The sequence below is a fragment of the Albidovulum litorale genome, assembly GCF_025751495.1.
GTDB classification, from domain to species: Bacteria; Pseudomonadota; Alphaproteobacteria; order Rhodobacterales; family Rhodobacteraceae; genus Albidovulum; species Albidovulum litorale.
This window is the reverse complement of sequence record NZ_JAOWKZ010000005.1, coordinates 280,778-303,995: the sequence shown is the minus strand read 5'-3', so window position 1 is coordinate 303,995 and position 23,218 is coordinate 280,778. Positions and strand designations below refer to the sequence as shown.

19 protein-coding genes are annotated in these 23,218 nt (G+C 64.7%); 8 read left to right on the top strand and 11 right to left on the bottom strand.

Annotated features, from left to right (window positions below):
* Window positions 1-10: 10 nt before the first annotated feature.
* The 3 genes from OEZ71_RS19335 to OEZ71_RS19325 all read right to left on the bottom strand — a co-directional run bounded on the left by OEZ71_RS19335 (window position 11) and on the right by OEZ71_RS19325 (window position 2,859).
* Complete coding sequence (locus OEZ71_RS19335; RefSeq protein WP_263741724.1) at window positions 11-1,201, bottom strand: glycine C-acetyltransferase; 1,191 nt, start codon at window positions 1,199-1,201, stop codon at window positions 11-13.
* Window positions 1,202-1,349: 148 nt separating this feature from the next.
* Complete coding sequence (locus OEZ71_RS19330; protein ID WP_263741723.1) at window positions 1,350-1,910, bottom strand: helix-turn-helix domain-containing protein; 561 nt, start codon at window positions 1,908-1,910, stop codon at window positions 1,350-1,352.
* A gap of 31 nt (window positions 1,911-1,941) precedes the next feature.
* Window positions 1,942-2,859 (bottom strand): LysR family transcriptional regulator, encoded by a 918-nt coding sequence (locus OEZ71_RS19325; protein WP_263741722.1) that lies wholly within the window; start codon window positions 2,857-2,859, stop codon window positions 1,942-1,944.
* Window positions 2,860-2,950: 91 nt separating this feature from the next.
* Between OEZ71_RS19325 and OEZ71_RS19320 the strand changes: the two genes are divergently transcribed.
* From OEZ71_RS19320 to amaB, 5 genes are all read left to right on the top strand, one after another.
* Window positions 2,951-4,156 carry a pyridoxal phosphate-dependent aminotransferase gene (locus OEZ71_RS19320; protein ID WP_263741721.1) on the top strand — a complete coding sequence of 402 codons (1,206 nt, stop codon included), beginning with the start codon at window positions 2,951-2,953 and terminating at the stop codon, window positions 4,154-4,156.
* A gap of 7 nt (window positions 4,157-4,163) precedes the next feature.
* Window positions 4,164-5,372: an acyl-CoA dehydrogenase gene (locus OEZ71_RS19315; RefSeq protein ID WP_263741720.1), complete on the top strand. Its 1,209-nt coding sequence runs from the start codon at window positions 4,164-4,166 to the stop codon at window positions 5,370-5,372.
* Window positions 5,373-5,474: 102 nt separating this feature from the next.
* On the top strand, window positions 5,475-7,664 hold the full coding sequence (locus OEZ71_RS19310) for a thiamine pyrophosphate-dependent enzyme (RefSeq protein ID WP_263741719.1): 2,190 nt from the start codon (window positions 5,475-5,477) through the stop codon (window positions 7,662-7,664).
* Window positions 7,661-8,692 (top strand): ACP S-malonyltransferase, encoded by a 1,032-nt coding sequence (locus tag OEZ71_RS19305; RefSeq protein WP_263741718.1) that lies wholly within the window; start codon window positions 7,661-7,663, stop codon window positions 8,690-8,692. Before OEZ71_RS19310 ends, OEZ71_RS19305 begins: the two co-directional genes overlap by 4 nt.
* A gap of 1 nt (window position 8,693) precedes the next feature.
* Complete coding sequence (amaB, locus tag OEZ71_RS19300) at window positions 8,694-10,193, top strand: L-piperidine-6-carboxylate dehydrogenase (RefSeq protein WP_263741717.1); 1,500 nt, start codon at window positions 8,694-8,696, stop codon at window positions 10,191-10,193.
* A 122-nt stretch (window positions 10,194-10,315) separates the two neighbouring features.
* Here the strand turns inward: amaB and OEZ71_RS19295 are convergent, their stop codons facing one another.
* A complete protein-coding gene (locus OEZ71_RS19295; protein ID WP_263741716.1) occupies window positions 10,316-10,690 on the bottom strand; it encodes a hypothetical protein in 375 nt (124 codons plus the stop codon).
* Between the two features lie 247 nt (window positions 10,691-10,937).
* Here OEZ71_RS19295 and OEZ71_RS19290 point away from each other — a divergent pair, with 247 nt between their 5' ends.
* Window positions 10,938-12,020 (top strand): saccharopine dehydrogenase C-terminal domain-containing protein, encoded by a 1,083-nt coding sequence (locus OEZ71_RS19290; RefSeq protein WP_263741715.1) that lies wholly within the window; start codon window positions 10,938-10,940, stop codon window positions 12,018-12,020.
* A 47-nt stretch (window positions 12,021-12,067) separates the two neighbouring features.
* Here OEZ71_RS19290 and OEZ71_RS19285 read toward each other — a convergent pair whose 3' ends face one another.
* Window positions 12,068-12,262, bottom strand: a complete 195-nt coding sequence (locus OEZ71_RS19285) for a hypothetical protein (protein WP_263741714.1) — start codon at window positions 12,260-12,262, stop codon at window positions 12,068-12,070.
* A gap of 147 nt (window positions 12,263-12,409) precedes the next feature.
* Here OEZ71_RS19285 and OEZ71_RS19280 point away from each other — a divergent pair, with 147 nt between their 5' ends.
* Together OEZ71_RS19280 and cysK are read left to right on the top strand one after the other, a co-directional pair.
* Complete coding sequence (locus tag OEZ71_RS19280) at window positions 12,410-14,413, top strand: BTAD domain-containing putative transcriptional regulator (RefSeq protein ID WP_263741713.1); 2,004 nt, start codon at window positions 12,410-12,412, stop codon at window positions 14,411-14,413.
* A 208-nt stretch (window positions 14,414-14,621) separates the two neighbouring features.
* Window positions 14,622-15,698 (top strand): cysteine synthase A, encoded by a 1,077-nt coding sequence (gene cysK, locus OEZ71_RS19275; protein WP_263741712.1) that lies wholly within the window; start codon window positions 14,622-14,624, stop codon window positions 15,696-15,698.
* 81 nt (window positions 15,699-15,779) lie between these two features.
* On the opposite strand, the gene OEZ71_RS19270 is transcribed toward cysK, so the two are convergent.
* The 6 genes from OEZ71_RS19270 to OEZ71_RS19245 are packed head-to-tail and all read right to left on the bottom strand — an operon-like array spanning window position 15,780 to window position 23,145.
* On the bottom strand, window positions 15,780-16,811 hold the full coding sequence (locus tag OEZ71_RS19270; protein WP_263741711.1) for a trans-3-hydroxy-L-proline dehydratase: 1,032 nt from the start codon (window positions 16,809-16,811) through the stop codon (window positions 15,780-15,782).
* 10 nt (window positions 16,812-16,821) lie between these two features.
* The gene (lhpI, locus tag OEZ71_RS19265) at window positions 16,822-18,498 is read right to left on the bottom strand and encodes a cis-3-hydroxy-L-proline dehydratase (protein ID WP_263741710.1); all 1,677 of its coding nucleotides are present in this window, start codon (window positions 18,496-18,498) and stop codon (window positions 16,822-16,824) included.
* Between the two features lie 16 nt (window positions 18,499-18,514).
* On the bottom strand, window positions 18,515-19,516 hold the full coding sequence (locus OEZ71_RS19260) for a 4-hydroxyproline epimerase (protein WP_263741709.1): 1,002 nt from the start codon (window positions 19,514-19,516) through the stop codon (window positions 18,515-18,517).
* A complete protein-coding gene (locus OEZ71_RS19255) occupies window positions 19,513-20,802 on the bottom strand; it encodes an NAD(P)/FAD-dependent oxidoreductase (RefSeq protein WP_263741708.1) in 1,290 nt (429 codons plus the stop codon). Before OEZ71_RS19255 ends, OEZ71_RS19260 begins: the two co-directional genes overlap by 4 nt.
* Window positions 20,803-20,824: 22 nt before the next feature.
* On the bottom strand, window positions 20,825-22,255 hold the full coding sequence (locus OEZ71_RS19250) for an aldehyde dehydrogenase family protein (RefSeq protein WP_263741707.1): 1,431 nt from the start codon (window positions 22,253-22,255) through the stop codon (window positions 20,825-20,827).
* On the bottom strand, window positions 22,255-23,145 hold the full coding sequence (locus OEZ71_RS19245; RefSeq protein WP_263741706.1) for a dihydrodipicolinate synthase family protein: 891 nt from the start codon (window positions 23,143-23,145) through the stop codon (window positions 22,255-22,257). The genes OEZ71_RS19250 and OEZ71_RS19245 overlap by 1 nt, the downstream gene beginning before the upstream one ends.
* Window positions 23,146-23,218 lie beyond the last annotated feature (73 nt).

The following is a 23,218-nucleotide window of genomic DNA, read 5'->3' as shown; positions in this document are numbered from 1 at the left end:
TCGTTGCGCATCAGATCGCCCCCACTGCCTTGCCCGCGCCCCGGAAGGCGTCGAGTGCAAAATCCAGATCAGCCTTCGTCAGTTTCGCATTCATCTGCGTGCGGATGCGTGCCTGACCTTTCGGCACGACCGGGAAAAAGAAGCCCGAGACATAGACGCCACGCTCATAAAGCGCCGCCGCCATGGATTGCGCGAGCTTCGCCTCGCCCAGCATCACCGGGATGATCGGGTGTTCGCCGGGCAGAAGCGTGAAGCCCGCATCGCTAAGCCCCGCGCGCCAGTAGCGGGCATTGTCGAACAACTGCGCCCGAAGGTCGTCGGCGGCTTCAACAAGGTCGAGCGCGGCGATGCCTGCGGCGACCACGGCGGGCGGCAGGGCGTTGGAAAACAGGTAGGGCCGTGCCCGCTGGCGCAGCAGGTCGATGACCTTTTGCGGCCCGGCGATGTAACCGCCAAGCGCGCCGCCGAGCGCCTTGCCCAAGGTCCCCGTCAGGATATCGACATCGACCCCGGCATGGGCGGGCGTGCCCCGGCCTTGCGGCCCCATGAAGCCCGTCGCATGGCAATCATCGACCATGGTCAGCGCGCCGTACTTTCCGGCCAAAGCCACGACCTCGGGCAGCTTCGCCAGATAGCCGTCCATCGAAAAGACGCCATCGGTGGCAATCATGATGAACCGCGCCCCATCCGTGCGCGCTGCCTGCAACTGCGCCTCAAGATCGGACATGTCGGAATTGGCGTAGCGGTAGCGTTTTGCCTTGCAGAGTCGGATGCCATCGATGATCGAGGCATGGTTGAGCGCGTCCGAGATCACCGCATCCTCCGGCCCCAGAAGCGGCTCAAAGAGCCCGCCATTGGCGTCGAAACAGGCCGCGAAAAGGATCGCGTCATCCTTGCCCAGAAACCGCGCGATCCGCGCCTCCAAATCGCGGTGCAGGTCCTGCGTGCCGCAGATGAAGCGAACCGAGGCCATGCCATAGCCGTGATCGTCCATCGCCGATTTCGCGGCCGCGATCAGGTCCGGGTGGTCTGCCAGCCCCAGATAGTTATTGGCGCAGAGGTTCAGAACATCGCGCCCGGCCACTTTCACATGCGCGCCTTGTGCCGAGGTGATCAGCCGTTCGCGTTTAAAAAGACCATCGGCCTCGATCCCGGTCAGGGTCTCTCCCAGATGCGCCAAAAACGCCGCCTTATCCGACATCGCAGAATCTCCTCCAGTTTGACGGAATACTATCCGTTATTCCGCCAATGTCAATATCACGGACAATAATCCCAAATCACGGATTTCTGCTTCTTCTGTTCCAAAATACCTCCGCCGGAGGCTCCTGCCCTCTCCGCGCGCCGGACGGTCAGGAATTCTGCACAATCAGAATAGCCCGCGCCTCACCGCCTTCGGCTTCGATCCGGTGGGGGCGGTCAGCGAAATAGCGGGCGGTATCGCCCACCCCAAGCCGCTGCCGGTCCTCACCCGAGACAACCGTCACCGTGCCGTCCAGAACCGTCAGATGCTCACGACAGCCCGGCCCATGCGGGTCGCTTACAAGTCGGCCGCCAGCATCGAAGGTCAGGTCATAGACCTCATGCTCCCCCGCCGCCTCGGCGGGCGACAATATCCGTATCCGTACGCCCTGACCCCGGCCCGCAATCACCGGTGCCGCCTCGGCCCTTATCACCTCGATCCCGGGCGTGGTGCGCCCTTCCAGCAGCCCGGCAAAGTCGACCTGCAACGCCTGCGTCAGGTTCCACAGCGTCGAGACCGTCGGACTACTCTCCCCCCGCTCGATCTGGCTGACCATCGACCGGCTCACGCCCGAAAGTTTTGCCACCGCGTCGAGGCTAAGACCTTTCGACTTCCGCGCCTCCTTGAGAGACGCGGCAAGACGGTCATGGATGTCGGGGCGCGTGTTCATAGGCTCAGGGTGATGCGGGGCGGGGAAAAGGTCAACGGGGCAACATCGCCTCGCCATCGGGATCGGCGGCCTCTTCCACCAGCCAGTCGCGGAAGGCCTGCAGCGGCGGATACCAGGCCCCGACCGAAGGCCAGACGAGGTAATAGCTGCCATCGCCGCGTACCGGCCCGCCAAAGACCTCGACCAGACGCCCGTCGGCCAGTTCCGGCTTGGCGAGAAACTCGGGCAAGAGCGCCACGCCCAGCCCGTGGATCACAGCCTGAATCATCGGCGCGAACTGATCGAAGAGCATTCCCTGTCCCACCCGCTTGTCCACACCGTGATGGGCGAACCATGCGCCCCATGCATTGGGTCGAGTTTCCAGTTGCAGCAGCGGCAGTCCGATCAGGTCGGCAGGCTCTTCCACCGGATGATCGGCAAGGAAACGCGGTGCGCAGCAGGCGACCAACCGTTCGTCGAAAAGCTTGACGGAACCGGTCCCGGCCCAGTTCTCCTGTCCAAAATGGATGGCCGCATCAAACCCCTCTTCCTCGAAATCGAAAGGCTTCAGCCTCGTGCCAAGATTGATCGTGATCCCCGGATGGTCAGCCAGGAAACGCGGCAGTCTCGGTGCCAGCCAGCGTGTCCCGAAGGTCGGCAGGATCGCCAGCGACAGCGTACCGCCCCCGGTGTTGGACCGAACCCGCATCGAGCCGCGCGAGATGAGGTCAAGCGCCTTCACCACGTCGCGGGCATAGGCCAAAGCATGGTCGGTCGGGATCAGCCTGCGCCGCTCGCGCAGGAAAAGTGTAACACCAAGCTGCGCCTCAAGATTCTGGATCAGACGGCTGACCGCGCCCTGCGTCAGGTCCAGATCGCGCGCGGCCGCCAGCGTCGAACCGGTGCGCACCACTGATTCAAAGGCGGTCAGCAGCGAGATTGATGGCAGGAACCGACGCGGCGTGGCCATATATGCGCTCCATACATATTATATAGCCAGAATAGCGGTATATCCGACCGCTACAATGGCCCATAATGCATAAAACCCGCATGAGGCTTCCATGTCCGACCCCTTCCGCCGCTCCGCCCGCATCGACGCGGTCGAACTTTCGGAAATCCTGAAGATTTCCGAACTCGCCGATGCGCTCAAGCGCGAGGGGCGCGACGTCATCAGCCTTGGCACCGGAGAGCCGGATTTTCCGACACCCGCGCCGGTTATCGAAGCCGCACACAAAGCGGCTTTGGCGGGAGAGACCACCTATACACTCACCGCTGGAAGGCTGCCTCTGCGAAAGGCGATCGGGGAAGCCTGTCAGCGCGAAAACGGCTACAGGCCCGAGACCGGCGAAATCATCGTCTGCACCGGCGCGAAGCAAGTGCTTTACAACGCCTTCGCGGCAACGCTCGATCCCGGCGATGAGGTGCTGATCATCGCTCCCTACTGGACGAGCTATCCCGACATCATCACCGTCTGCAATGGCAAGCCTGTGGTGCTGCCGACCACCGCCGAAACCGGCTTCCGCATCACGCCCGAACAGTTGCGCGGAGCGATCGGCCCGAAGACGCGCTGGCTGCTGCTCAATTCGCCCTCAAACCCGTCCGGGGCCGCCTACGCCAAAGACGACCTCGAAGCGCTTGCCGAGGTGCTGCGAGACACCCCGCATGTCGGAATCATGGTCGATGAGATTTATCAGCATATCTCCTATGTCCCGTTCCACTCGTTCCGCGCGGTCGCGCCCGACCTCGCCGACCGCACCTTGATCGTGAACGGCGTGTCGAAAAGCTACGCGATGACAGGCTGGCGCATTGGCTGGGGGATCGGACCGAAGCGGCTGATCTCTGCCATGGTCGCGGTGCAAAGCCAGATCACCTCGGGTGCCTCCTCGGTTTCTCAGGCGGCGGCGGCGGCGGCGCTGGAAGGCGATCAGCAGCTTCTGGCCGAACGCTGCGACGATTTCCGGGATCGGCGTGACATGATGGTTGCTGCGCTGAGCGCGACCGGCGTGCTTGACTGCCCCTCGGCTGATGGGGCCTTCTACCTTTTCCCCGGTTGCGCCCGCGCCTTCGGCAAGACCACGGCCAAGGGCCGCCGCATCGAAACCGACGCCGATTTCTGCGAAGCGCTTCTGGAGGAGGAGGGCGTCGCCCTCGTCCCCGGCCGCGCCTTCGGTACGCCGGGCCACATCCGGCTTTCCTACGCCTATTCACGGGCCTCGCTAAACGAGGCCGCCACCCGCATCGCGCGGTTCTGCGCAAATCTTAAGTGAGGACCCAATGGCCCTGAAACCGAAAGACGCCCCCGACCTTTCCCGCTTTGACTGGGAAGACGCCTTCCGCATGGAAGACCAGCTGACCGAGGAAGAGCGCATGCTGCGCGACGGCGCCCACGCCTATGCGCAGGAGAAACTCCAGCCGCGCGTGACCGAGGCTTACCGCGAGGAAAAGACCGATCCCGAAATCTTCCGCGAGATGGGCGAGATGGGGCTTCTCGGCGTCACGGTGCCCGAGGAATATGGCGGGCTGGGCGCGGGCTATGTCTCCTACGGGCTGATCGCCCGCGAGGTGGAGCGGGTCGACAGCGGCTATCGTTCGATGATGTCGGTGCAATCCTCGCTCGTCATGTATCCGATCTATGCCTATGGCTCTGAAGAGCAGCGCCAGAAGTACCTGCCGAAACTCGCCTCCGGCGAATTCATCGGCTGCTTCGGCCTGACCGAGCCCGATGCCGGATCGGACCCCGCGGGCATGAAGACCCGTGCGACGAAGACAACGAATGGCTATGTGCTGAACGGGTCGAAGATGTGGATCTCGAACGCGCCCATCGCAGACGTTTTCGTCGTCTGGGCCAAGTCCGAGGCGCATGGCGGCAAAATCCGCGGCTTCGTCCTCGACAAGGGCATGAAAGGCCTGTCGGCACCCAAGATCGGCGGCAAGCTCAGCCTTCGCGCCTCGATCACCGGCGAGATTGTGATGGACAATGTCGAGGTCGGCGAAGATACACTTCTGCCAAATGTCGAGGGGCTGAAAGGTCCGTTCGGCTGCCTCAACCGCGCGCGTTACGGTATTTCCTGGGGGGTTCTGGGCGCGGCCGAATTCTGCTGGCATGCCGCCCGTCAATACGGGCTGGACCGCAAGCAGTTCAACCGGCCGCTGGCACAGACACAGCTTTATCAGCTGAAGCTCGCCAACATGATGACCGAAATCTCGCTTGGACTTCAGGCCTCCCTGCGTGTCGGCCGCCTGATGGACGACGCCAAGGCCGCGCCCGAGATGATCTCCATCGTCAAGCGCAACAACTGCGGCAAGGCGCTGGAAATCGCGCGCCATGCCCGGGATATGCATGGCGGCAACGGCATTCAGGAGGACTTCCAGATCATGCGTCACATGGTCAATCTGGAGACCGTCAACACCTACGAAGGCACCCATGATGTCCACGCGCTCATCCTCGGGCGCGCGATCACCGGGCTGCAGGCGTTTTTCTGATTTCTCCTGTTCGAAAACACTCCCGCCGGAGGCTCCCGGCCTTTCCGTCCGACGCCTCCGGCGGGAGTATTTGGAAACAGAAGAAGAGCAAGCGAGCAAGATATGGACCGCGCCGATATTGTTCATGAGAACTTCCTGAGACGGGTGGCCGCAGGAGACCTGCCCGGCGGCGCTGCGCCGTCCGGCCCGCTGTCAGCGGCCGAGGCGGTGTCGATCTACCGAGCCGGGTGCCTCAGCCGCGCGCTCGACCGGCAGAGCCGGGCGATGCAGAAGGCGGGACAAGGGTTCTATACAATCGGCTCTTCGGGGCATGAGGGGCTGGCGGCGGTGGCCGCTGCTTTGCGGCCGACCGACATGGCCTTCCTGCATTACCGCGATGCGGCCTTTCAGATCGCGCGCGGCCAGCAGGTGCCGGGGCAGTCGATTGCCTGGGACATGCTTCTGAGCTTCGCCGCCTCGTCCGAAGACCCGATCTCGGGCGGGCGGCACAAGGTGCTGGGCTCCAAAGCGCTGAATATCCCGCCGCAGACCTCAACCATCGCCTCGCATCTGCCGAAGGCGGTGGGCGCGGCCTATGCGATCGGCGCTGCCCGGCGGCACGCGCCGGAGCACAAGGCGCTGCCGGACGATGCCATCGTCTATTGCTCCTTCGGCGACGCCTCGGCCAACCATTCGACGGCGCAGGGCGCCTTCAATACCGCTGGCTGGACCTCCTACCAGTCGATCCCCCTGCCCCTGCTTTTCGTCTGCGAGGACAACGGCATCGGCATTTCCACTAAGACCCCCAAGGGCTGGATCGCGGCCACGTTCCGGGATCGGCCGGGGCTGAAGTATTTCCACTGCAACGGGCTCGACATGTACGAGACATTCCGGGTGGCGCAAGAAGCCGCGCATTATGTCCGCGCGCGGAAGAAACCTGCCTTCCTCCATATCGGTACGATCCGGCTTTACGGCCATGCCGGGGCGGATGTGCCGACGACCTATCTCAGCCGCGAGGAGGTCGAGGCCGAGGAGGCAAACGATCCGCTGCTTCATTCGGTACGCCTGATGGATCAGGCAGGGGCGCTCGACGCCGCCGGGGCGCTCGCGATCTACGAAGAGACCAATGCCCGTGTGGCGCGGATTTCGGGTGAAGCCGTCAAGCGGCCACGCCTGAAGACGGCCAGCGATGTCATGGCGAGCCTCATTCCGCCAAAGCGGGTCTGTAAGCCCACCAACGGCCCCTCAGCCGAGGCCCGCATTGCCGCTTTTGGCGGCGACATGAAGGCCATGGACGAGCCGCAGATCATGTCGCGCCTCATCAATTGGGCGCTGACCGACCTGATGCTGGAACATCCCGAGATCGTCATGATGGGCGAGGATGTCGGCCGCAAAGGCGGCGTCTATGGCGTAACCCAGAAGCTGACCCAGCGCTTCGGGCAGGACAGGATGATCGACACGCTTCTGGACGAGCAATCCATCCTCGGTCTCTCCATCGGCATGGCACAGAACGGCTTCGTGCCGATGCCCGAGATTCAATTCCTCGCCTATCTGCACAATGCCGAGGATCAGATCCGGGGCGAGGCGGCGACGCTTTCCTTCTTCTCGAACGGCCAATACACCAACCCGATGGTGCTGAGGATAGCGGGGCTTGGCTACCAGAAGGGTTTCGGCGGGCATTTCCACAACGACAACTCGGTGGCGGTGATCCGCGACATTCCGGGCGTGATCCTCGCTTGCCCCTCGAACGGTGCGGATGCGGCGCGGATGATGCGCGAATGCGTGCGGCTGGCGCGTGAGGAGCAACGGGTCGTCGTCTTCCTCGAACCCATCGCGCTTTACCCGATGCGCGATCTTCATGCCGAGAAGGACGGCGGCTGGATGTGCCGCTATCCGGAGCGGTCCGAGGTGATCGAGTTCGGAGAGGTGGGGGTTCATGGCAACGGTACGGACCTTGCCATCGTCACCTTCGGCAACGGTTATTACCTCTCGCGGCAGGCCGAGCAGCGATTGGCCGATGCGGGCGTGAAAGCGCGGGTCATCGACATGCGCTGGCTGTCGCCGCTGCCCGCCGACGCGCTGGTCGAAGCCGTCAAAGGTGCGAAGCGCATCCTGATCGTGGATGAGACCCGGCGATCTGGCGGCCTTGCCGAGGCGCTGATGGCGCTCTTCTCCGAACGGACGGACGTGCCGAAGGCGCGGCTGACCGCCGAGGACAGTTTCATCGCCACTGGCCCGGCCTATGCGGCGACGATGCCATCCGCCGATAGTATCTTTGACGCCGCGATGGCTTTGACCGGGGGGGCGAAATGAAGAAGGCCGTCGTCATTTGCCCCGGACGGGGCACCTATACAAAGACCGAACTTGGGTATCTCAAGCGCCATTTTCCCGACCGGACGCTCCTCGCTTGCTTCGATGAAGCGCGCTCCTCGCTGGGGCAGGAGACGCTTTCGGCGCTGGACGGGGCGGCTTCATATTCCGTTGCGAAACATACGCGCGGCGACAATGCCTCGGCCCTGATCTACGCGGCGACCTTGGGCGATTTCCGCGCCATCGACGGGGTCGAGGTGGTGGCGGTGACCGGCAACTCGATGGGCTGGTACTCGACGCTCGCCTGCGGCGGTGCGCTAACGGCGGAAGCCGGGTTCGAGGTGGTGAACACCATGGGCACGCTGATGCAGGAGGCGCTGATCGGCGGGCAGCTGATCTATCCCTTCGTGGGCGGGGACTGGCGGCCCGATCCGGCGCGGAAGGCCGAACTGATGGCGTTGATCGGCGATATTGCGACCCGCGCGGATCATATCCTGACGCTCTCCATCGACCTTGGCGGCATGCTGGTGCTGGCGGGGAACGAAGACGGGCTGAAGGCGTTCGAAGCGGCCGTGCCGCCGGTTCAGGGCCGTTTCCCGATGCGGCTGGCCAATCATGCGGCGTTCCATTCCAGCCTTCAGGCGCCGGTCGCTGAACGCGGCCGGACGCGGCTTGGCCCGTCGCTTTTCAGCCAGCCGAAGCTGCCGATGATCGACGGGCGCGGGGCGATCTGGTGGCCCGGCGCCACGGACACCCATGCGCTTTGGGACTATACCCTCGGCCATCAGGTGACCGAGACCTACGACTTCACCCATGCGATAAGGATCGCGGCGCGGGAATTCGCGCCCGATCTCTTCATCGTCACCGGCCCCGGCACGACGCTTGGCGGCGCGGTTGCCCAGTCGCTGATCCTGTCGGATTGGCGTAGCATGGGATCAAAGCAAGATTTTCAGACACGGCAACAGGAAGGGCCGGTGCTGATCTCCATGGGAATGGACGATCAGCGCGGCACCGTCACCAAGGGAGACTGACATGAGCCACAACGACATCATCCAGGCCGCGGGCCTGACCGAAGCGGAAGTAACCGGCGGCACGCTGGCCGTGCATTCGCCTATCGACGGGGCCGAGGTCGCGCGGGTGCGCGAAACCGACCCGGCGGATATGGCTGCGATCATCGCGAAATCGCAGGAAGCCTTCAAAGCCTGGCGCACCGTGCCGGCGCCGCGCCGGGGCGAACTCGTGCGGCTACTCGGCGAGGAACTGCGCGCGGCCAAGGACGAACTTGGCGCCGTGGTGACGCTTGAGGCGGGCAAGATCACCTCCGAGGGCTCGGGCGAAGTGCAGGAAATGATCGACATCTGCGATTTCGCCGTCGGTCTCTCGCGCCAGATCTACGGGCTGACCATTGCCTCGGAACGCCCCGGCCACCGGATGATGGAAACCTGGCACCCCTTGGGCCCCTGCGCGATCATCACCGCCTTCAACTTCCCCGTCGCGGTCTGGTCCTGGAACTCGGCGCTCGCTTTGGTCTGCGGCGATCCGGTGATCTGGAAACCGTCGGAAAAGACACCGCTGACGGCCATGGCCTCGATGAAGATCATGGAACGGGCGCTGAAGCGCTTCGGCGACGCGCCCGAGGGGCTTTGCCAGCTCGTCATCGGCGGCCCGGCCATCGGCGAGGCGCTGGTAAACTCGCAGGACGTGCCCATCGTCTCGGCCACCGGCTCCACCCGCATGGGCGGTATCGTCGGCCCGAAGGTCGCGGGGCGCTGGGGGCGGCCGATCCTCGAACTGGGCGGCAACAACGCGATGATCGTCGCGCCCTCGGCCGATCTCGACATGGCCGTCCGCGCCATCGTCTTTTCCGCCGTCGGCACAGCGGGCCAGCGTTGCACGACGCTCCGCCGCCTCATCGCGCATAACTCGATCAAGGACGATCTGGTCGCGAAGCTCACCAAGGCCTATAGCTCGCTCCCCATCGGCGATCCGCGCAAATCTACCACGCTCGTCGGCCCGCTGATCGACCACGCCTCGCGCGACCGGATGCAGGCGGCCTTGGAGAAGGCGAAGGCCGAGGGCGGCACCGTCCACGGCGGCAAGACCGTGACCTCGGGCGTGCCGCAGGGCGGGGCCTATGTGGAACCGGCGATTGCCGAAATGCCCGCACAGACCGACACCGTGCGGACGGAGACCTTCGCGCCGATCCTTTATGTCATGGGTTATGAGACGCTGGATGAGGCCATCGCCATCCAGAACGACGTGCCGCAGGGGCTTTCCTCCTGCATCTTCACGCTGAACATGCGCGAGGCGGAGGCGTTCCTCTCCGCCGCCGGTTCCGACTGCGGCATCGCCAACGTCAATATCGGCCCCTCGGGCGCCGAGATCGGCGGCGCGTTCGGTGGCGAGAAGGAGACGGGCGGCGGGCGCGAAAGCGGCTCGGACGCCTGGAAGGGCTATATGCGGCGGCAGACCAACACGATCAACTATTCGGCCCAACTGCCGCTGGCACAGGGCGTGAAGTTCGACTTCTGACCCCGAGCAACGCAGCCCCGGGCTTGGTCCGGGACCCCGAGACGGGCTCCCAAAAGCCTCGGATGAGATCCGAGGCTTTTTTCGTTCAGATTTCTTTAAGCGCGAGGCAAGCGCCTTTTCATTCAGGATCCGATCGGCTTGAAATACGTGATCTTCTCGTAAATTACGCCTTGGTCGCCGACTTTGAGTAAGGCGGAGCCCTCCACATCGGTGCCCGCAAACTTCCACCACGCCCAACGGAGGATATAACCGCCTCGGTCTGCCAATAGTTCGTCTGACACATCGTATCGTCCAGTGCCGCCAATCGACTTCATCCGATCCTCCCAGCCGAGGAGATACTCAGCAAAGTGATCTTGCGTAATGGGCTCTGCCACCATCCCGTCATACCATCTGTACGCAGGCGAGGCGGCACGCATGGCCCGCTCTGGGTCCATGGATTGAACGCCCGCCAAATACTCCCTAAGGAACGCCATTCGTCGTGTAGGATCGCCGCTCATATCGGCAGTTTACATACCGGACCGGGATCGACCAAACGCCAACTTGAAATCCCAGCTGGCAATATCGCTCGGCCACCAATGACCCGCCTGCCCTGTAGCCCGACACATTGACCGACCACCCCGGCACTTTTCTGCATTCCCCGATCGAAACCGCCGGAATACCCGAAGAAATCGTCAGCGGCGCGGGCGATTGTGGCGGCGAACCGGCGGCAGGCCGGAGGGTTCAGACAAGAAAAGGAAGCGCGTCATGTCGTTCAACAAGGTTGCCGTTCTCGGCCTCGGAAAGGTCGGCCATCTGGCCGCGGAACTGCTCTCCGAGGCGGGCTTTGCCGTCACCGGCGTCGATGCGCGCGAGGTTTCGGGCTGCCCCTTCCCGGTCAAGGCGGCCGACCTGACCGACAAGGACGCCCTGGCCGCGATCCTGAAGGATCAGGAGGCGGTTCTGTCCTGCCTGCCCTATCACCTGAATATCGGCGTCTCCACCGTCGCCCACGGCCTCGGCCTTCACTATTTCGACCTGACCGAGGACGTGCCGACGACCCAGCATATCCGCGAACTGGCCAAGACCGCGAAAGGCATCATGGCCCCGCAATGTGGCCTCGCCCCCGGTTTCGTCGGCATCGTGGGCGCACATCTGGCGGATATGTTCGACAAGGTCCGCTCCATTCGCCTGCGGGTCGGCGCGCTGCCGCAGAACCCGACGGGGCTCCTTGGCTACGCCTTCAACTGGTCGCCCGAAGGCGTCGTCAACGAATACCTCAACGACTGCGAGGTGATCGAGGAGGGGGTGCACAAGACCGTCTCGGCCATGGAATGGCTGGAGACGATCTATATCGACGGCGTGAAGCTGGAGGCCTTCACCACCTCGGGCGGGCTCGGCACGATGTGCGAGACCTATGCCGACAAGATCGAGAACCTCGACTACAAGACCATGCGCTATCCCGGCCATGTGGAACTGATGAACTTCTTCTTCCACGAACTGCTGATGCGCGAGAACCGCGAGGCGGCGGGAAAGATCCTGACTCATGCCAAACCCCCTGTGGATGAGGACGTGGTCTATGTCCATGTCGCCGCCGAGGGCTGGGTGGAAGGCCAGTTGAAGCGCAAGGAATTCGTGCGCGCCTATTATCCGCTGGAGATCGGCGGCAAGCGGCGGACGGCGATTGCCTGGACGACCTCAGCCTCGGTCGTGGCGGTGATCGAGATGGTGCGCGAGGGCAAGCTGCCGCAAAAGGGCTTCCTGAAGCAGGAAGAGATCCCGCTGACCCCGTACCTCGCGACCCGCACCGGCAATTACTACAATCTCGGCCACAAAAACCGTCACGGCTGACCTGACTTCGCCCGGTGGCAGGAAACCGCCCCCGGGCAGCACCGCCTTCAACTTGTTGCGATGACCGGGGTCCACAACCCGCCCCGGCGCCGTACCCGCTTGCCCCCCTCCAGCAGCGCGCGCAGACGTTCAGCGCGCCAGCCGGTCAGGGGGGCGTCGGCATGGTCATATCCGGCGCGAGGGTCGCGGTTGAGCTCCTGCAGATAGAGGTCCTGGGCCAGCGGGTTCACATCAAAGCACATCGTCGTTCCTTTCTGTTCTTGGATTGTGGGTCGATGCACCTAAGATGCGGGTGGGGCGTTCGGGATCCGTATGGCCGGGCGTGACGGGGGCGTAAAAACGGCGGGGAGCGCCCGTAAAATCGACCGTGGCATCCGGGGACCGGGACAGTGAGCAGACGCAATCGCCTTCATATCCGGCTTCTGGGTCCGCTGGCGGTTACATGCAGCGACGGGACGGTCGCTTCCTTCCCGACGCAGAAATCTCAGGCGCTTCTGGCTATGATCGCCCTCGCCGGGCCCGGCGGGCTGCATCGTGACACTGCGGCTGACCTCTTATGGAGCCGCAGCGGTCAGGCGCAGGCGCGCACCAATCTCCGCCAATCGCTTGCGAGCCTGCGTAAGGCGCTTGGTGCGGATGCCGACGTGATCGAAGCCCGGGGGGCGGTGCTTGGGCTGCGGCTGGATGACGTCGACCTGGATACCAACGCGCTTGGCAAGGATGACCCGCCGCCGACCGCCGGGCAAAGGCTCGACGATCTCGCGGCGGCATCGACCCTGCTTGCCGGGCTGACGGTCAACGAGGCACCGTTCGAGGACTGGCTGACCGCCGAGCGCGCGAAATACGCAGCCCTCCTGTCGTCGGAGCTTACCCGGATCGCCGAGGACCTTCTTGGCGACAGGAACCTTTCCGCAGCACTTACGGCCGCCCGCCGGCTTCTTGACCTCGACGCGTTCAACGAAGCAGCGCATCGGCTTTTAATGCGCGTCCTCCACGCCCAGGGGGAAACCGCCTCGGCGCTCCGGCACTACAACAAGATGCGAGAGATGCTTTCGGAAGAGCTTGGTATTCAGCCCGGACCTGAAACCACCGCCTTGATCGCCCGCATCCGAAGCGCCCCCGACGAAGCGCCCACTCCGGAAACCGCCCCCGAGCGGCCGCCGGCCCAAGCCACGCAGAAGCGCGACAAGCCCTCGGTCGCGGTGCTGCCCTTCACTAATATGAGCGGCGATCCCGAACAGGATTATTTCAGCGACGGGATCACCGAGGACATCATCACCGGCCTGTCGCGGTTCCGCACCCTGTTCGTTGTCGCGCGCCATTCTTCTTTCGCGTTCCGGAACGAAAACTTCGGGGTCCGGGAAATCGGCCAGAGGCTCGGCGTGCAATACATTGTCGAGGGCAGCGTGCGTCGCGCCGGGACCAAGGTTCGTATCTCCGTGCAACTCGCCGATGCCCTGACCGGCACTCATGTCTGGGCGGAACGCTATGACCGGGAGTTCGACGATATCTTCGCCGTGCAGGATGAGGTCACGCGCAGTATCGTCGCCGTCCTGCCCGGACGGGTGCAGGAGGATGTGGCCGACCGCGCCTCTCGCATGCCTACCGAAAACATGAAGGCCTATGAGTACATGCTGCGCGGCAAGTCGCTGCGCGACGGGCTGAATGCCGAGGACACCGCCGAGGCGCGCGCGTTGTTCAAGAAGGCACTGGAACTCGACCCGCGTTATGCACGCGCCTACATGTATCTTGCCGACACCTATGTCGTCGATGGATGGCTCGGTCTCGCCGAGGAAGGTGCTGCGGGCAAGTCGCTTGCCCTGTCGCGCAAGGGGGCGGGCCTCGACAACAACGACGTCTATATCCAGGACCAACTCGGCTACGCGTTTCTTTGCGAAGGGCTCTGGGACGAGGCTGAGGTTCAGTTCGAAAAGACCTTGTCCAAGATCGTGAACGAGGCGGAGTCGATGGCGTGGTGCGGTTATGCGTTTCTGCTCCTCGGGCGGCGCGAGAAAGCGCGCGAAGTTGTACGGGAGGCGATCCGGCTCGACCCGATGCATTCACCGTCGATCGACTGGATCCTCGGCCAGATCCACTTTTTCACCGGCGACTACGCGGCCGTCGTTCGGGTTCTGATCGGCGAGGCGCTGCTCAACTCCCTCGCTCATGCCTTTCTGGTCAGTGCCTATGCCCATCTCGACCAGCCGGGCGAAGCGGCAGCGGCGCTGGCGGAGTTCATCCGCATGCGACGGCAGGAATTCGCGAGCCGGGGTATCGACGTGAAGGAGGACACGGTCGAAGGCTTCGCGGGCGCCTACCGGGCGATGTGGCGTGATCCGGGCGATTGGGAGCATCTGGCGGATGGGCTCAGAAAGGCCGGATTGCCGGGCTGATCAGGTCGTGTCGCGATCTGCAAGTCACTGAGGCACCCATTGGCTGAACGCCAGTTCCGGACTGAACGGGTCTGACCGTATTCGGTTCCCCGCGCCCTTCGCTTTTGCGGAGGGTGTTCTTTTTTGCGTCACCACCGTTCTGCAAGGTATAAGTTGCCAAGAGGAAGCCCCATCTTGAGGGGGCAAAGGTCACGAACGGGGGTATGACATGGCTGGTACGATCAGAACGACGAACGGACGCGGGCGGCTTTTCGACAGCGTACTCGACACGATCGGCGATACGCCGGTGATCCGGGTCAACAACCTCGGGCCTGACCATGTAACAGTCTATGTAAAGGCCGAGGCCTACAATCCCGCCGCCTCGGTCAAAGACCGGTTGGCAGTGAATATCATCGAGGCTGCCGAGCGTGAGGGGCGGCTGAAGCCAGGACAGACGGTGGTCGAGGCGACATCGGGCAATACCGGCATCGGCCTTGCGATGGTCTGCGCCCAAAAGGGCTATCCGCTGGTCGTGACAATGGCCGACAGCTTTTCCATCGAACGCCGCAGGCTGATGCGGATGCTGGGCGCCAAGGTCATCCTGACCCCGCGCGCCGAAAAGGGTTTCGGCATGTACAAGAAGGCGGTGGAACTGGCCGAAAAGCATGGCTGGTTCCTTGCCCGTCAATTTGAGACGAAGGACAATGCTGACATCCACGAAGCGACGACGGCGCGCGAAATTCTCGGTGATTTTGACGGCAAGCGTCTCGACTATTTCGTCTCGGGCTATGGCACAGGCGGGACCGTCACCGGCGTTGGTCGTGTTCTGCGCAAGGAGCGGCCTGCGACCAAGATTATCCTCACGGAACCCGCCAACGCGGCGATTGTTTCAAGCGGGATCGCGCAGGAACGCGGTGCAGGCGACGCGCCCGCCGCCAGCCACCCGGCGTTTGAACCGCATCCGATCCAGGGCTGGACACCGGATTTCATTCCGGCCGTGCTGCAGGAAGCGCTCGACAAGAAGTTCTACGACGACCTTATCCCGGTGCCCGGGCCGGAAGGGATCGCCTGGGCGAAGAAGCTCGCACAAAAGGAAGGCATCTTTACCGGCATCTCCGGCGGCTCCACCTTCGCGGTCGCGATGCGGGTGGCCGAAAAAGCGGCACCGGGCTCGGTTTTCCTCGTAATGCTGCCCGATACCGGTGAACGGTACCTTTCGACACCGCTTTTCGAAGGTATCCCCGAAGATATGGATGAGGCGGAACTGGAGATTTCCCGCTCCACCCCTAATCACCAGATGGGATAAGCGAAAGGTACGGGTCACCACTTGCGGGCAGCGCCATCTACCGGCGCAGTATTACAGATTGAAAAAAGCGCCGCTTTCCGTTCAGCCTCCCGCACCCCAGGTATCCGACAGGCGATAGCCGCCCGGCCACGGGTCGGTGGGGTCGAGCATGTGCTGGTGGATGCCGGTGATCCAGCCGCGCCCGGAAATTTCGGGCACGATCGCCGGGCGGCCCGCGACTTCCGCGAGACCGGCGATGCGGCCGGTGAAGGTGCTATCGATGATCGAACGGGCGGTGAGAGTCTGCCCCTCTGCCATCACGCCCTTCGCATGCAGCACCGCCATCCGGGCCGAAACCCCGGTGCCGGTAGGCGAGCGGTCGACCTTTCCGGGTTGGATCGCGACGGCGGAGCGGGCGGTGAAGCCGTCGCCCGCCTTCTCCAGCGGACCGGCAAAAAGGCAGAATGAGATGTGGTCCCAGTCGGGCCGTTCGGGATGGGCAAAGCCCAGTTGGGCATTGGCGGCATTGGTGATCCTTGTCCCCAGCCGCGCGATGTCGCGCGCCTCGTCCGGGGCGATCCTGAGACCCAGCGCCCCGGCATCGACGATGACGAAACTGTCGCCGCCAAAGGCGGTGTCGACCGTCAGCGTGCCGATGCCTTCGACCTCCAAAGCCGCATCCAGCCGGTCGGCGAAGGAGGGCAGGTTCCGCACCGTGATCCGTTCCGCCTTGCCGTCGCGGCACTCGGCGCGGACCCGGACAAGGCCGCCGGGTGCTTCGAGCGTCAGCTCAGTGACGGGTTCCGTCATCGGCAGGATACCCGCATCCAGCAGAACGGTCGCCACGCAGATCGAGTTGGAGCCCGACATCGGCGGCGTGTCCTCGGGCTCCATGATGATGAAGCCCATCTGCGCGTCGGGATGCTTGGGCGGCACGAGAAGGTTCACATGGCGGAAGACCCCGCCCCTCGGCTCGTTCAGCATGAAGGCGCGGAGCGCGCCGTCTTCGGCGATGAACCTCCGCTGGTCCCAGAGCGTGTCGCCCGGTGGGGGCGTCACGCCGCCGACGATGACGTCGCCCACTTCGCCCTCGGCATGGGCGGAGATCACGTGGATGGTTTTTGTCGTGCGCATGGGGCGGTCCTTATCGAAGCCATTCGGGCGGGGTGTCGGGCGACTTGCCGGTGATCGCGGCCCGCGCGCAGTCAGCGATGCTACCGAAACGCACGGCGCGACCCGACAAGGCGGGGGCGTAATGGGCATACTTGCCGGAATTGGTCATCAGCGTGCGGGCGGCGGGCGGAAAGACGGGTTCGGAGATCGAGCACCAGCAGAGATCAGGGATGATGCGGACACCTGCCCTTTGCAGCCGATCCGCCGTGCCGTCGGCGGTAATCGCCCTGATCGTGTCGCGGCCTGCCGTGACGATGGCGGTGGTGCCGGACGCGACCTTATCGCCGTCGAGCAGGTCCGCCAGTTTTCGGCATTCACCCGCAGAGAAATGCGGGGAGCCGAAGGCGACGAGGTCGATCCCGGCCGGGCCGGAGTTGAACTGCGTCCATGTCCGTGCCAGATCGGCGGGGGTGATCCGGGCCGTGTCGGCATCGGCGGCCGGGGGCATATCCGCCTCGGGCGTGATCCCTGCGACATGCAGCATGGGTGCTGCCGACGAGGTGCCGAAGGCGGCGCAGAGTGCCTTGAGATCGTCTTCGCCGGGCTTCGTGGTTTCAAGCCCGGTCAGAAGCGGGATGCGGTCGGGGGCGAGCCTGCCCGCCAGATAGCCGAGCATCGGCCAGAGCGCGTCGTCGTGGCCGTCTGGCAGGGTGACATGGATCACCCGGCGCGGGGCGCGGGCGGCGTCGAGATAGACGCCGGACAGGGGCGCGCGGCCGGTCAGCGCGATGCAGAGGTCGAGGAAATCGGGGTGTTTCACCGTCCGCGCGCCGAGCACCGAATTGGCGTAGATGACGGCGTTGGATTCCGACCAGCCGATATGTTCGCCGGTCGCTGGCGCGCCGTCGAGCAGGTAGGGCGCGCAGGTGAAACTCGGTTCCGCGCCCATCCCGGTATAGGCATCGGCCAAAGCGGCCGCCGGGCTGCCAAAACTCTCCGCCACGCCCTGCTGCCGCCAATGGGCATGGTCGACCGAGATGGCGTTCATCGTGGTTGGGATGCGCACCCGCGCCCCCATATCCGCCATCTGCCGGGCGAAGGTCAGGTTGGCGGGGCTGGCATAGATGCAGCCGTCGATATGGGCGCGGGTTACGTCGGTCAGCGTGGTTGCGCCCTGTGCGGCGGCCATGTTGGTCAGGATCTGCATCGCGATCTCAACCGCCCTGCCCTCCTGCCCTGCCAGCATTGCCCGGTCGGTTTCGCTGAGTGTCAAGCGGTCGCTCGCGAGGGGCGTGAGCGGCAGGGACAGCGCGCCGGCCTCCAGTCGGACTTCACCGATAGAAGCCGTGGGATGGGCGGCGAGGGCTGCATAGTCGTCGGGTCCGAGCCGCAGCACCGGTATGGGGCGGTCGAAGAGCATGCCCGCGACGAGCGCGCCAAGGGTAAGCACGTCCTCGGCCTCGCGGAAGATCAGCGCGGCTGGGGCGTGGCCGTTCAACGTCAGTTCAAGGAGGACGCCGCTGCCGGTGCAGGAACCCCGACTGGTCGGCATCATCACGATCCTGCCCGCCAGATCGGCCCCGCAATCGGGGTGATGCGCGTCGATCAGGCGGCCCGTGGCGGAATCGACGCCGCCCCAGAAGCTGAGGCCCTCGCTAAGGGCGAGGATCGGACCTTCGGCCTTGGCGGCGATGATGCTCTGAGCCATGCGGGGCGCCTTCCGGTCAGGTGACGACGAAACCATGCGCGAACGGGTCGCGGTCGTCGATGAAGATGGTGTTGTAGCCGGTCACCCGCGCCCAGCCGGCAATGGAGGGGATGATCGCGTCACGGTCGCCGACCGTCGTCCGCCCCTCGATTCGGCCCTTGAAGAGCGAGCCGATGATGCTTTCGTGCACGAAATCCTCACCCTCCTTCAGCCGCCCTTTCGCCGCCCAATGCGCCATGCGGGCCGAAGTGCCGGTCCCGCAGGGCGAGCGGTCGATGGCCTTGTCGCCGTAGAAGACGGCGTTGCGGGCGGTAGCCTCGGGGTGCCTGGGCGCTCCGGTCCAGAGAATGTGGGAAAGGCCCCTGATCTCCGGCTTCTCGGGATGGGTGAAGGTGTATTTTTCGTTGAGCGCGGCGCGGAGCTTAGGGCTCCAGCCGACAAGGTCTATAGCGCGTTGGTCCTCGATGTCGCGGAAGTTCTCCTGCGGTTCGACGATGGCATAGAAGTTGCCGCCATAGGCGACGTCGACGGTGATCTCGCCGAGGCCCTCGACCTCGGCAGTCAGGCCCTCGGCATAGAGGAAGGCGGGGACGTTTGTCAGGCGCACCTCTTCGACAAAGCGCCCCTCCTGCCGGTATTCGGCGATGACAAGCCCGGCGGGGGTGTCGAGCCGCAGGATGCCGGGGGTTTTGGGCGTGACGAGGCCGTTTTCGATGGCGGTCGTCACGGTGCCGATGGTGCCGTGGCCGCACATCGGCAGGCAGCCGGAGGTTTCGATGAAAAGGACGCCCACGTCGCAATCCTCGCGGGTCGGCGGGTAGAGGATGGAGCCCGACATCTGGTCATGGCCGCGGGGTTCGAACATCAGGCCGGTGCGGATCCAGTCGTATTCGGCAAGGAAATGCGCGCGGCGTTCGAGCATGGTTCTGCCCTGAAGCTGCGGCGCGCCGCCGACGACAAGGCGGACCGGGTTGCCGCAGGTATGGCCGTCGATGCAGAGAAAGGTGTGGCTGGTCACAGAAGGCCCTTGAAACGGTTCGGCGCGAAGGGGGTAAGGTCGATGGCGGGGGGCGCGCCGGTCAGGAGAGCGGCGACGAGGTCAGCGGTGCCTGCGGACTGGGTCAGGCCCAGATGGCCGTGGCCGAAGGCGTAGATGACGTTCGGCGCGCGGCTCGCCCGGCCGATGGCGGGCAGCGTGTCGGGCAACGAGGGGCGGAAGCCCATCCATTCGGTGCCATCTGCGGTCTTCAGGCCCGGCAGGAACCCTTCCGCCTTCTTCAGCATCGCCTTTGAGCGCGCATAGTTCGGCGGCAGGTCGAGCCCACCCAGTTCCACCGCCCCGCCGATGCGGATGCCGGTCGAGAGGGGGGCGGCGACAAAGCCGTGCTCGGAAAAGGTGATGTGGCGGCGGAGGTCAAAGGCGCCGGGCGGCAACGTGGTGTTGTAGCCGCGCTCGGTCTCCAGCGGGATGCGGTCGCCGAGGCTTGCCGCCAGACGGTGGGAATGCGCGCCCGCGGCCACGACGGCCTGTCGGGCGGCGAGCGTCGTGCCATCCGCAAGGTGGATCGTCACGCCCTCCGAACTGACGGAGATCGCGCGGGCTTCGGCGGTGTCGATCCTTCCGCCCTTCCCTGTCAGCGATTTGGCGAGCGCGAGCGTGTAAAGCTTCGGATCGGCAATGGCCCACCAGTCCTCGGTCGCGATGCCATGGGTAAAGCGCGGCGAGAGGCCGGGCTGCACCCCGGCAATGGCGTCCGCGCCGATGAGCGGGCGGAAGCTGTAGCCGTAATGCGCGGCCTCATCGCAATCGCGCCGCGCGGCGTCGAAGGACCGGGAGGACTCGAAGACCTGCAACTGGCCGGTCTTGCGCAGCATGTCCGAGGTACCCGTCAGCGCCATCGCGGGTTCCAGCACCTTCTTTGCATGGGCCATCAGCGCGGCCTGTGCGCGGGTGGAGGCGGCCACCCGGGTGGGCAGGCTCGCCTTCGCGAAGCGCAGCATCCAGGGCACCATCATCGGCGCGTAGCGGAGCGGCAGCGACAGCGGACCCAGCGGATCGAGCAGCCATTTCGGCGAGGCCATGAGCGTATCGGCGGAGGCGAGCGGGTGAATTTCGGAAAACGCGAAGCCCCCGGCATTGCCCGCGGAAGCCCCGGCGGCTGGCCCGGTGCGGTCGATGACGAGAACACCCATGCCGCGAGAAAGCGCGGCATGGGCAATGGAAAGCCCGATGACACCCGCGCCGATCACGACCAGATCGGTCCGGGAGGGTTGATCGGCGGGGGCGGTGGTGGTGGCGGTCAATTCGGGCCCTGTTTCTGTAAGGTTACGCCATGAGATAGGCGGTCTTGACGGTGGTATAGAACTCCGCCGCGTGGCGGCCCTGTTCGCGGGGACCAAAGCTCGACCCCTTGGTGCCGCCGAAGGGCACATGGTAATCGACCCCGGCCGTCGGCAGGTTGACCATGACCATACCGGCCTGAGCATTGGCGCGGAAGTGGTGGGCATGCTTCAGGCTGGCAGTGCAGATGCCCGCCGAAAGGCCGAATTCGGTGTCGTTGGCGACGTTCAGCGCCTCATCGTAATCCTTCACGCGGATGACGGAGGCGACGGGGCCGAAGACCTCTTCGCGGTTGATGCGCATGGAATTGGTCGTGTCCGTAACCAGAGCGGGGGCCATGAACCAGCCCTCGGTCGCCGCGTTCAGGCGTTCGCCGCCGGTGACAGTGCCACCCTCGTCCCGCGCGATGTCGATATACCGCATATTCTGCGCCATCTGCTTTTCGTCGACGACTGGGCCCATCTGGCTGCCCGTCCCCAGCGCCGGGCCGACCTTCAGCGCTTTTGCGCGGTCGGCAAGCGCCGCGACGAAGCGGTCGTGGATGCCTTCCGTCACGATCAACCGCGACGAGGCGGTGCAGCGCTGGCCGGTAGAGTAGAAGGCGCCGTTGAGGCTCGCCTCGACCGCAAGGTCGAGATCGGCGTCGTCGAGCACGACCATCGGGTTCTTGCCGCCCATTTCCAGCTGGCATTTTTTGAGATTGGCGCCGCAAGTGGCTGCGATGCCGCGCCCGGTGCCAACCGATCCGGTGAAGGAAATGCCCGCGACCTTGGCGCTGCCCGTCAGGACCGGCCCAAGCTCGGAACCGCGCCCGAAAACGACGTTGATCACGCCCGCCGGAAGACCGGCGCGAGAGAGGATTTCGATCAGCGCATGGGCCGAGGCGGGGACAAGGTCGGCGGGTTTCAGCACGACCGTATTACCATGCGCCAAGGCGGGCGCGATCTTCCAGGCCGGGATAGCGATGGGGAAGTTCCAGGGCGTGATCAGGCCGACAACGCCAAGGGGCTGGCGGGTTACGTCCACTTCGACGCCCGGGCGGACCGAGGCCAGCCGGTCGCCGGTCTGGCGCAAGGCTTCGCCTGCGAAGAACTTGAAGATCTGACCGGCGCGGGCGACCTCGCCCACCGCTTCGGGCAGGATCTTGCCCTCCTCGCGGGCCAGAAGGCGGCCAAGCTCACCCTTGCGGGCGAGGATTTCGGTCCCGACGAAATCGAGCGCGTCGAAGCGTTGCTGGGGCGTGGAGGCCGCCCATTTGGGTGCTGAGGTATGGGCGACCTCAATGGCCGCCTGCATCATCGCCGCGTCCGATTTCGCGGCATGGCCGATTATGTCGGAGATATCCGACGGGTTGACGTTCGGCGTGGAGGAAGCAGCCTCCACCCATTCACCACCGATATAGTTCCGATATTCCATCAGGCCGCTTTCGCGAATTTTGCAAGGTCCGGGCGGCAGGCGATGCGTTCGCGGATCAGCGCCTCGACCCGGGCGCGATGCTCGCCCACCAGCGGCATGCGGGGCGCGCGGACATATTCGGTAGAGCCGATGGCCAGCGCTTCGGCCAGCTTGATCTGCTGGACCAGGAAGGTCGAGACGTCGAGATCGAGGAGCGGGCGGAACCAGCGGTAGATCGTGCGCGCCTCTTCGATCCGGCCTGCCTTGGCCAGATCATAGATCGCCTGATTTTCCTTCGGGAAGGCGATGGACACGCCCGAAACCCAGCCGTCGCAGCCCATCAGGATCGCCTCCAGCCCAAGGTTATCGACCCCGGTCAGAACCTTGAAGCGGTTGCCGACAGTGTTGAAAATCTCGGTGCAGCGGCGGATGTCGTCACTGCTTTCCTTGATCGCCACCATCAGGGGGTTTTCGGCCAGCTCCACCATCATCTCGGGCGTGACATCGACGCGGTAGCCGACGCGGTTCGAGTAGATCATCACCGGCAGACCACCGGCATTGGCGATGGCGTTGAGGTTGGCGATCGTCTCGGCCCGGTTGGTATGGTAGATCGGCGAGGGCACGACCATGATGCCGTCGGCCCCGGCCTTCGCCGCACGCGCGGCAAGATCGCAGGCCTCGCGGGTTCCGGCCTCGGACACGGTCAGAAGCGCAGGCTTGCTGCCGGTCACCGACTTGGCGATCTTCAGCACCTCAAGCCGTTCGTCGGGCGACAGCATATTGCCCTCGCCCAAAGTGCCGCAGGTGATCAGGCCCGCATTGCCCGCGTCGATCTGAAGGCCGAAGCAGCGTTCCATCTCGGCACGGTCCAGCGCGCCGTCAGCCGTGAACTTCGTGGTCACGGCGGGCATCATTCCACTCCACATGAGCATATCCTTTCCTCGGATGGGGGTCGGCAGCGGGGCCGGAAGAATCTTCGTGACT

What these genes read in the sequence shown, in the direction of transcription:
- OEZ71_RS19335 (WP_263741724.1), bottom strand. Translation starts at nt 1,201, where the DNA reads ATGTCGGATAAGGCGGCGTTTTTGGCGCATCTGGGAGAGACCCTGACC.
- OEZ71_RS19305 (WP_263741718.1), top strand. Translation starts at nt 7,661, where the DNA reads ATGAAGAAGGCCGTCGTCATTTGCCCCGGACGGGGCACCTATACAAAG.
- OEZ71_RS19250 (WP_263741707.1), bottom strand. Translation starts at nt 22,255, where the DNA reads ATGGAATATCGGAACTATATCGGTGGTGAATGGGTGGAGGCTGCTTCC.
- OEZ71_RS19315 (WP_263741720.1), top strand. Translation starts at nt 4,164, where the DNA reads ATGGCCCTGAAACCGAAAGACGCCCCCGACCTTTCCCGCTTTGACTGG.
- OEZ71_RS19325 (WP_263741722.1), bottom strand. Translation starts at nt 2,859, where the DNA reads ATGGCCACGCCGCGTCGGTTCCTGCCATCAATCTCGCTGCTGACCGCC.
- OEZ71_RS19245 (WP_263741706.1), bottom strand. Translation starts at nt 23,145, where the DNA reads ATGCCCGCCGTGACCACGAAGTTCACGGCTGACGGCGCGCTGGACCGT.
- OEZ71_RS19330 (WP_263741723.1), bottom strand. Translation starts at nt 1,910, where the DNA reads ATGAACACGCGCCCCGACATCCATGACCGTCTTGCCGCGTCTCTCAAG.
- OEZ71_RS19295 (WP_263741716.1), bottom strand. Translation starts at nt 10,690, where the DNA reads ATGAGCGGCGATCCTACACGACGAATGGCGTTCCTTAGGGAGTATTTG.
- OEZ71_RS19290 (WP_263741715.1), top strand. Translation starts at nt 10,938, where the DNA reads ATGTCGTTCAACAAGGTTGCCGTTCTCGGCCTCGGAAAGGTCGGCCAT.
- amaB (WP_263741717.1), top strand. Translation starts at nt 8,694, where the DNA reads ATGAGCCACAACGACATCATCCAGGCCGCGGGCCTGACCGAAGCGGAA.
- OEZ71_RS19310 (WP_263741719.1), top strand. Translation starts at nt 5,475, where the DNA reads ATGGACCGCGCCGATATTGTTCATGAGAACTTCCTGAGACGGGTGGCC.
- OEZ71_RS19270 (WP_263741711.1), bottom strand. Translation starts at nt 16,811, where the DNA reads ATGCGCACGACAAAAACCATCCACGTGATCTCCGCCCATGCCGAGGGC.
- OEZ71_RS19285 (WP_263741714.1), bottom strand. Translation starts at nt 12,262, where the DNA reads ATGTGCTTTGATGTGAACCCGCTGGCCCAGGACCTCTATCTGCAGGAG.
- cysK (WP_263741712.1), top strand. Translation starts at nt 14,622, where the DNA reads ATGGCTGGTACGATCAGAACGACGAACGGACGCGGGCGGCTTTTCGAC.
- OEZ71_RS19320 (WP_263741721.1), top strand. Translation starts at nt 2,951, where the DNA reads ATGTCCGACCCCTTCCGCCGCTCCGCCCGCATCGACGCGGTCGAACTT.
- lhpI (WP_263741710.1), bottom strand. Translation starts at nt 18,498, where the DNA reads ATGGCTCAGAGCATCATCGCCGCCAAGGCCGAAGGTCCGATCCTCGCC.